General features: G+C 68.6%; 5 protein-coding genes and 1 pseudogene. All 6 read right to left on the bottom strand.

Features of this window, described 5'->3' with window-relative positions:
• Positions 1–31 precede the first annotated feature (31 nt).
• Positions 32–1,429 (bottom strand): phospholipase D-like domain-containing protein, encoded by a 1,398-nt coding sequence (locus tag DESPIG_RS06980; RefSeq protein ID WP_006006748.1) that lies wholly within the window; start codon positions 1,427–1,429, stop codon positions 32–34.
• 36 nt (positions 1,430–1,465) lie between these two features.
• The gene (locus DESPIG_RS06975) at positions 1,466–1,891 is read right to left on the bottom strand and encodes a universal stress protein (RefSeq protein ID WP_006006745.1); all 426 of its coding nucleotides are present in this window, start codon (positions 1,889–1,891) and stop codon (positions 1,466–1,468) included.
• A gap of 162 nt (positions 1,892–2,053) precedes the next feature.
• A complete protein-coding gene (locus DESPIG_RS06970) occupies positions 2,054–2,476 on the bottom strand; it encodes a universal stress protein (RefSeq protein WP_040369644.1) in 423 nt (140 codons plus the stop codon).
• 154 nt (positions 2,477–2,630) lie between these two features.
• Positions 2,631–7,214: a sensor histidine kinase gene (locus DESPIG_RS12875; protein WP_006006739.1), complete on the bottom strand. Its 4,584-nt coding sequence runs from the start codon at positions 7,212–7,214 to the stop codon at positions 2,631–2,633.
• A gap of 161 nt (positions 7,215–7,375) precedes the next feature.
• The gene (locus tag DESPIG_RS06960; protein ID WP_006006738.1) at positions 7,376–8,092 is read right to left on the bottom strand and encodes a tetratricopeptide repeat protein; all 717 of its coding nucleotides are present in this window, start codon (positions 8,090–8,092) and stop codon (positions 7,376–7,378) included.
• A gap of 151 nt (positions 8,093–8,243) precedes the next feature.
• A pseudogene (locus DESPIG_RS06955) lies at positions 8,244–8,615 on the bottom strand (RsmB/NOP family class I SAM-dependent RNA methyltransferase); the annotation flags it as partial.

Here is an 8,615-nt window from a genome sequence, read left to right as displayed (position 1 = left end):
GGATGGCGGCCCGCAGAGGGTGTATTGTCGTTTACAGATAGGGCGAGAACAGCCAGCAGGCGGCGTCACGCAACTTGAGGATCAGGTGGCGCTCCTGCAGGTCCTTCAGGGTCACTTCGCGGCTGCGGGCGATGGTCATGTCCATATACAGGGCCATGGCGGTATGGAATTCGGGATCGAAGACTTCCATGTTCAGCTCAAAGTTCAGGCGCATGCTGCGGGCGTCTAGGTTGGCGGAACCGATCTGGCAGTAATAGCCGTCCACGGCCAAAAGCTTGGTGTGGGCAAAGGGCGGCGGCTGGAACCACACGCGCACGCCCGCTTCCAGCAGGACGGGCAGCAGGCGGAAGCTGGCCCAGTGGACGAAGGGCAGGTTGTTTTTGCCGGGCAGGACCACGCGCACGCTGACCCCGCGCTGGGCCGCGCTGCGCAGGGCGGCGATGAGCTCGTGCGACGGCAAGAAATAGGGCGTCATGATGCGCACCGTATGCTGGGCGCTGCCGATGACCCCGCAGTACAGGTCATTGAGCGGGTCGGCCTCGGTGCCGGGGCCGTCCAGCACCATGCGGCACAAACTGTCCCCGGACATGATGTTGCTGCTGGGCGGCAGGCTGCGCTGGTCGAACTTGCCGGTGGCAAAGCCCCAGTCCAGCAAAAAGGCCCGGCGCAGCTGGTCCACGATGGGGCCCTCGCAGCGGAAATGCAGATCCTGTACGCAGCCGGGATGCTTGCTGAGGACGTGGTTGTCCGCGATGTTCATGCCGCCGGTAAAGGCCGTATCATCGCAGATGAGCAGTTTGCGGTGGTTGCGCAGGTTCAGGCTGAGGCTGGGCGGGAAAAGGCGGGGCGGCAAAAAGCGGGCCAGCTGGCCGCCTGCTTGGGGGATGCGCTTCCAGGGTTTGCGCAGCGAATAGACGGCGCCGCCGAAGCCGTCCACCAGCAGGCGCACGTCCACACCGCGCCGGGCGGCATGGCACAGGGCCTCGGTAAAGCTTTCGCCCACGCTGCCGCCACGGAAGATGTAGGTGGAAAGGAAGACCTGCTTGCTGGCCCGGTTGATGGCGTGCAGCATGGCCGGGTAGGCCTCGTTGCCGTTGCGCAGGGGCAGGATGCCGTTGCCGCTGCACAGGGTCTGGCCCGTCAGGCGGCGGCCCAGGATCTCCAGGGGCCATTCCTGCGGCGGTGCGATGGCCGTGCGGTGGCAGACGACTTCGGGATGATGGGCGTAGTCGGGTTCGATGGCGGCCATCTTGCGCATGAGGCGGGCCGCCAGGCTTTCGGCACGGCTGATGCCGAACAGGCAGTACAGCACGATGCCGACACCGGGCAAAAAAAGGACCGTCACGATCCAGCCCAGCGCCGAGCGCGGATCGCGCTTGTGGAGCAGGGCATGGCAGACGGCCCCCCAGGACAGAAGGTGCGCTGCCACAAGGCCTAAAGTTCCTAGTGTCAGCACGGCGGATCGCTAGCGGCGGACAGCCAGCAGCGGGATATCGGTATTGCGCAGCACGCGTTCGGTGATGGAACCGACCAGCATGTCGGCCAGGCCGTCACGGCCGTCGGTGTACATGACGATCATGTCCACGCCTTCTTCATGGCCCACGGTGACGATGGTGTCGGCGACCAGACCTTCACGCACGAGGCAGCGGCAGGCCACGCCTTCCTTCTTCAGCCCTTCGACCAGCGGAGACAGCAGGGTCTCGGCTTTGGCGGTATTGGAGCGTTCCAGTTCGGTATGGGCAGCGCCGCCCACCAGATTGGGCAGGGCTTCGGTCACATGCAGCAGGATGATCTCGCCGGAGCACAGGGTCTTGGCATGGCGCAGAGCCTTGGCAGCGCGTTCGCCGGAATTTTTGCCGCTCACGGGCACGAGGACACGTTGGTAGATCATGTGGGCTCCTTGGATTGGGATGACATTGCCCCAGAGGGCATTTCAACTAGGCATTGTCGCACGACGGGTCGATTTGTGCAAGCCTGCCCGGGCCGGGACGTCGCATCAAAAAAAGCCCGTTCCGGGGAACAGGCTTTTTGATGACGAGGATGCGGCAAAGGCCTACTGGCGGACGACCAGCACGGGCAGCGGGGTGTTGCGCAGCACATGCTCGGTGATGGAACCGAACAGTCTGTCGGTCAGGTCGTCACGACCGTCCGAGAACATGACGATGGCTTCGGCGTCCATTTCCTTGGCGGCCTTGACGATGGTCTCCACGGGCAGACCGTGACGGATGACGGTCTGATAGGGGATGCCGGCATTGTCCAGTTCGGCGGCGAGAGGAGCCAGAAGGGCTTCGGCCTTGACGGTGACGTCCTGCTGGTCGCGCATGATGTTGGGCATGGGGGACCCCACGCTGGGCGCTACGGTATGCAGCAGGATGATCTCCTTGGGATCCAGCTTCCTGGCCTGGCTCAGGGCCTTGAGGGCGCGTTCTCCGGAATGCTTGCCGCTCACGGGCAGAAGGACACGTTCGTAACTCATGTGGACTCCTTGCATAAAATAAGAGATGGCCCTTGTGGGCGTTGAAGGTTTAGTCTGGCACGACTTGCCCCTTTGTGCAAGAGGGCCGCTCCTGCCTGCGCCGGGCCCGGGGACGGAAAAAGGCCGGTCAGCAGGACCGGCCCCGGTATGTGCATCAGGAACCCATGGAGATGCGGTGGCGTTCCACCGCCGTGGCCAGTTCGGGCAGCAGGTCGGTCACGGCCTGCAGGTCCTTGGCGCGTCCGGCGCTTTCCACACAGCGGGCCATGCGGCCCAGTACCCGGAAGCCGTAGCTTTCGGCCTCGGCGGCCAGGCGCCCGGCGGCATCGGCCACCAGATGCAGGCGGCGCTGCTCCAGGGCATAACCGGCCTCCGCCAGATATTTGTCCATGCGCCACATGAGGGCGGGCAACGGATCCTCGGGATCGTCCGGCGGCTGGGGCCGCTGGGGCATGGGCGGCACGGGCATGCGCGGCGTGGGGGCCACGGGACGGGGCGCTGTCCGGCGCTCTATCCAGGGATTGGTCGTGACGGGGATGTCCGCCGTGGTTTCCGTCGCATCTTCCCGCGGAGCTTCCTTTTTGGGCATGGGGCGCGGGGTGCCCTGCCGTTCCTGTACGGTCGAGGCAGGGGCCTGCGGGCCCTTGTCTTCCTCTTCCCTGTCCTGGGGCTGACTGTTGCCCGTGTGGAAGCGGGAAAGGAAGCGCATCAGGGTATTGGCCGCGGCCCTGGTCCGGCTGGTCTCTTCTCGGCCGCTGGCAAGAAGGGTGGTGCTGTCCGGCGTCATGTCCGGCAGGCTGGAAACGTCCTTGCTGCCGGGCACGGCCTGGGGCGCCTCTTCCACAGGCGCGCCGGGGAAGGCAGGCTGCGTTCCGGCGGCGGGGCCGGAGCTGCTGCTCTTGCGGGGCTGCGGCGTGATGAGGGCCGATCTGTCCGTGGGCACCAGGCTGGGCTTGCCCAGCTTGCGGGCGATCTCGTCCGGGCTGACGTCCCGGCGCAGGGGACGGACCGTGACGACGGTCTCCACCGGAGCGGAGGCCGTTTCCTCCTGCCGGGGAGCAGGACGGCTGACCGGTGTGCCGATGGGCATGGGCTCGCCGACCCATTCACCGGCATGGCGCAGGCTGGGGCTCACATAGCCACCGGAAAGGGGGCTGGCGGCCGCTTCTTCTTTTGCCTCCACCGGAGCTTCCGGCAGGGCATCATCATGCGTTTCCGCTACCGGCACGGAGGGGAAGGCCGGAGCCGTGGGTGCGGCCGGGACCTCGTCCGCGCTCGCATCGGGAGCATTTTCGTTTTCCTGCACAGGGCTGTCCGTGGCGGCAGGCTCCGCCGGCTGTGCGGCGTCGGCCACAGGCGCTTCGGCCGCATCCTCACGTGCATCGTCGCCGGGCAGGGGCTGTTCGGCCTCTGATTCCTGGGCCGGGGTGGCCGGAGCGCTCAGGGGAGCTGCGGCGGATCCTTCCTGTGCGGGGCTCGTCACGTCGGCAGGGGCCGGTGCGGCGGTAACAGATTCTTCCGCATCATCCGCTCTGGCGGCCGGAGCTTCATCAGCTTCATCCGGGCCATCGACCGGAGCCGTAGGGGCAGCGTCCGCCGTCATTTCCTGCCGGGGCTCTTCTTCGTCCTGCGCCGTTTCGTCTGCCGGAGCGGCCGCTTCTTCTTTTGCCTCCACCGGAGCTTCCGGCATGGCATCAGCGGGCGTTTCCGCCACCGGCACGGAGGGGAAGGCCGGAGCCGTGGGCGCGGCCGGGACCTCGTCTGCAGTCGCATCGGGAGCATTTTCCTTTTCCTGCACAGGGCTGTCCGCGGCGGCAGGCTCCACCGGCTGGGCAGCATCGGCGTGCACATCGTCGCCGGGCAGGGGCTGTTCGGCTTCTGCCTCCTGGGCCGGGGAGGCCGGAGCGCTCAGGGGAGCTACGGCGGATTCGTCCTGTACGGGGCTCGCCACGTCGGCAGAGGCCGGTGCGGCAGCCACAGGCTCTTCCGCATCATCCGCCCTGGCGGCCGGAGCTTCATCAGCTTTATCCGGGCCATCGGCCGGGGCCGCAGGGGCAGCGTCCGCCGTCGTTTCCTGCCGGGGCTCTTCTTCGTCCTGCGCCGTTTCGTTTGCCGGAGCGGCAAACAGATCCGGCAGATCCCCGCTTGTCGCGGCAGGAGCGGCCGGAGCCGTCTGCTGCGGGACATCATCGGTGGACAGGAGCAGATCGGGCATGCCCTGGTCTGCCTGGGGTGCCGCGGCAGGGCCGAACAGGTCAGGCAGGGGAGCCTCGGCCTGCCTGCTTTCGGGCAGGGGCGCGCCAAGGTCGGCCACATCGTCATGGCTGCCCAGGATCTCGAGCACGGTCTCGCGCAGGGCATCTTCCGCAACGGGCAGGGTCAGGGCATGGCTGAAACCGGCGTGGGCCAGCGCATCCCACTGGCTCTGGTCGGGGGTCAGGGCCACGGCGCCGAAGGGCCCTGTCCTTTCGGCAAGGCTGTGATAACGGCGCAGCAGCGGCGCGGCCTCCACGGAGGCCTCGGGGCCGCAGATCAGCAGCACGGCGGCCGGTGTCCGGCCCTTGCGGGCCCCGGCAGCCAGACCGTGCGCCAGGGTGCCCGTCTCGTGGCAGGTGCAGGGCAGGTCGCGCAGCATGGCGCCCAGCTCGCGGCGGGTGGCGGCATCAGGAGCGCAGACCAGGACCGTGGGCAGCTCCTCATCGTCAGAAGCTTCCGGGAGATGCAGCTGCAGGGTGAAGATGACGGATGTACCGCGGGGGCCGCTCTCCACGCCCAGGAAGCCGCCGTGGGACGACGACAGCTCCCAGATGCGGGCCAGGAGCGACGCGGAACGCTGTTCCGGGGGCAGGCCCGTGCCCGTGTCGCGCACCTGGAAGAGCAGGTGGCCGGGATTCTTGCTGTCCGGCACACGGCGCACGGCAAAATGGACCTTGCCGCCCTTGGAGGCACGCACGGCATCTTCCAGCAGCAGGCGCAGGACGTCTTCCAGATCCCCGGCGGGCCCTTCGTAAAGCTGTTCGAGGTCGGCCGGGACATGCCAGCCCAGGGCGATGCCGGCTTTTTCCGCCAGCGCGCGGCAGGTCTCATGGGTCTGCCGCAGCGTCTTGCGCAGATCGAAGACGCGCTTTTCGGCGCGGGCCGTTTCCGTGGGGGACGGCGTCGCAGGCGCGGCCGTCTCACCGGCCGGATCGTGCAGCAGGCTCAGGGCCTGACGGGCACGGCGGCCCATGCTCTCCACACGGGAGCGGGCATCGTGCGGCAGGGCGCATTGTTCGAGCTGGCGGTTCTGTTCCACGATCTCGCGCAGGGGCGCGGCAAGGGCCTGCTCCAGGCGCCGGATGGCCGTGGCGGAGGCGCTTTCGGCTTCCACCGTGGCCGGTACGGGGGCGGGCTGGCTGAGGCCGGTCATGAGCGGCAGGGTGTTGCCGTCGGTATCCAGCAGGCGCAGGTTGGGATCCGTGATGGTCTGGTTCTGGGCGGGACGGCCCGGTGCCAGGGGATCGGCGGCCTCGGCGGAAGAGCCCGTCTCGCGGCCGGGGGCGCTCATGCCCGCGATGATCAGGGCGCTGAGGGCCGTTCCCCACAGGGGCAGGGTGCCCTGGACGAAGGGCGGGAGCAGCGTCCCGAGATCGAGGACGGCCAGACCGGCGCCCAGTGCGGCCACGAGGCAGCCCAGCAGGAAGCGGCGGGCGCCCGGAACGCCCATGAGCCAGGCGCCGAGCGTGGTGGGCACGAAGATCAGGGCCAGCATGGGCCAGAGCGGCAGGAAGCGGCCCATCCAGCTGAAGTCGGGCCAGAGGGGCAGCAGGGCCAGCACGGCGCCGGGCAGGGAGAGCAGCAGGTACTGGATGTCCAGCAGGCGGGAATGGCTGGGGGTCTGCATCAGGTGCCGGGCCAGATGGGCCAGGAACATGAGGGCCAGGCCGGGGGCCATGGCACTGACGGCATCGGCGGGCGTGATGTTGCCGGCGCCGAGATCGGGCCCGCCCAGGACGGCATGGGTCAGGGCGGCGCCCACATACAGGGCCGTCCAGAAGCGCCACTGGCCGCGCTCGGTGATGCCGCGCAGCAGGGCCAGCAGCATCACCACGGCCAAGGCCAGCATGACGCCGGGGCCGAGCAGGCTTTCCGGCGCGCTCGCCAGATTGTCCAGGCTGCGCAGGGTGGGCGCGAACCAGAGGGGCGGCTGCCCGTCCAGACGGATGAAGCAGACCTGCGGCGTTTCAGCGGGCAGGGGCAGGAGCAGCAGATTGCGCCAGTTGGCCTGGCTTTCCTGCCAGGTGGTCTGGCGGGAAAGCGGGTCGATGTCGGGCGTGTAGAGGACGGCCCCGGCCGGGACGCCCTGGCCGAGGTCGAGCATCAGGGACTCGGCGCGTGCCGTCCCGGCGGCGGGGATCTCCAGGCGCAGCCAGGTCACGCCGCTGCTGCGGGGCAGGGCCCTGGGATGCAGCGGCTGGAAGGAGGCCATCATGCCCGGCGCGGCCACTTCTTCCACGCTCATGTCGCCGTCCGTATCCAGAAAAGCCGAAAGGTAGGGCAGGATGCCCAGCTGGCCCGTTGCGGAGGCCTGGGGCGCCGCGGACAGGCTCGCAGGCAGGGCGGGCGTGGGCGCGGGGACCGGGGGCGGTGTCGGGACCGCCGGGCAGGTGGCGGCCAAGGACAGGACGAGCAGGAGCGGGATGACGATCAGGGCCAGCCTGCGGCAGGCGGCCTGTACGGGAAGAAGGGGGTACGTCATGCTTTTTTTACCTTGAGGGGCATCTCCGCCACGGGGGAGACGGCCCCGGGAAATACCGGGACAGCAGCAGGGACAGGAAGAGCGGACCGGTGGTCTGCGGACCACGGCAAGGCACAGAAGGCCGGCTGCCCCGGCCCTGGGGCGGGGCAGCCGGATCCGGATCAGTGCAGATGCTTGATCAGTTCCGAGACGGGCGTCCCGTCGGGGGCGTGGGCGTTGGGATCGGCGGCCAGCAGCCTGCGCCAGGCGGCTTCGGCCTCGTCTTTGCGCTTGAGGTCGTAATAAAGGACGATGCCCTGGTTGAACAGGGCGTTCCGGTGCCCGGGCTGGACGCGCTCCGCCTCGCGAAAGGCCTTGAGGGCATCTTCGAAGCGGTGGAGCTCGCGGTACATGATGCCCAGGTCGGTCAGGACGTTGGCATTGCCGGGCTGCAGGCGCAGGGCGTTCTCATAGGCCGTGACGGCCGCGGAGGGGTTCTGGTTGTCGAACTGGAAGTTGCCCAGTTTGATCCAGTGCTCCGCCTTGTTGGGTTCCTTGACCACGGCTTCCTGCAGTTTGAGCAGGGCGCTGTTCAGCTCGGGGGAAAGGCTGGCCTTGGCCTGCTGCTGGGGCGCCGCCTGCTGTTGCGGGGCGGGCTGCTGGGCCGGAGCGGCGGCCTGGGGCCGGGGAGCGGGGGCCTGACGGCTGTCCATGAAGCCCGGCAGCATGCTGCCGATGCACAGGCCCAGGGCAAGGGCCACCACCACGCTGACCAGACAGGTGGTGAGGGAAACGGTGGTGACGCGGGCCGGGGCCGCCGTCTGGGCCTGATCCTGTACGGGGGCCTGGGGCTTGTCCTTGACCGGCGCGGGCTGCTGGGAAGTCTTCTTCTTGGCCATGATCGCTCCTCTGCGTGCATGAAACGGCCGCCGTCACGGCGGCCTTGTCCTGTGCGCTGTTCCTTGCGCTGTGAAAGTGGGGGCAAGAGTAGCCGCAGGCAGGTAAAGAGGCAAGCCTGCCTGCGGCCCTGTCCGGCATCCTGGGCCGGGCCTAGTTGAAACTGAGGGTCGCCCGGCCCTGCTTGAGCATCATCCGGGCCAGGGGCAGGTCGCGCCACCACAGGGCGGCTTCGTTGCCCGCAAGGCCTGTCTGGCGGCTCTGGCCGCTGAGCAGGGCCGTGATGTCGCTGATGTCGTCCAGCACCAGACTGTGCGCCGGGTCGGGGACGGCGGGCAGCAGGCAGTGCAGACGGAGCGCCATATGCAGGCGTCCGCCCGCCATGCGGCCCAGCAGGGCCCCCTGCCAGGTGAAGCCCTGCGGCAGCAGCAGGTCGGCATGGGCCGGGATGAAGCGCACCTGCTCGCCGTAGATGCGCGCTTCACCGGCGGGCAGGCGGTCGGGATCGCAGCAGGGGCCGGCCAG

The sequence above is a fragment of the Desulfovibrio piger ATCC 29098 genome (assembly GCF_000156375.1).
Taxonomy (GTDB): Bacteria; Desulfobacterota; Desulfovibrionia; order Desulfovibrionales; family Desulfovibrionaceae; genus Desulfovibrio; species Desulfovibrio piger.
The sequence above is the reverse complement of the archived record's forward strand: the minus strand, read 5'-3'. Positions and strand labels throughout refer to the sequence as shown.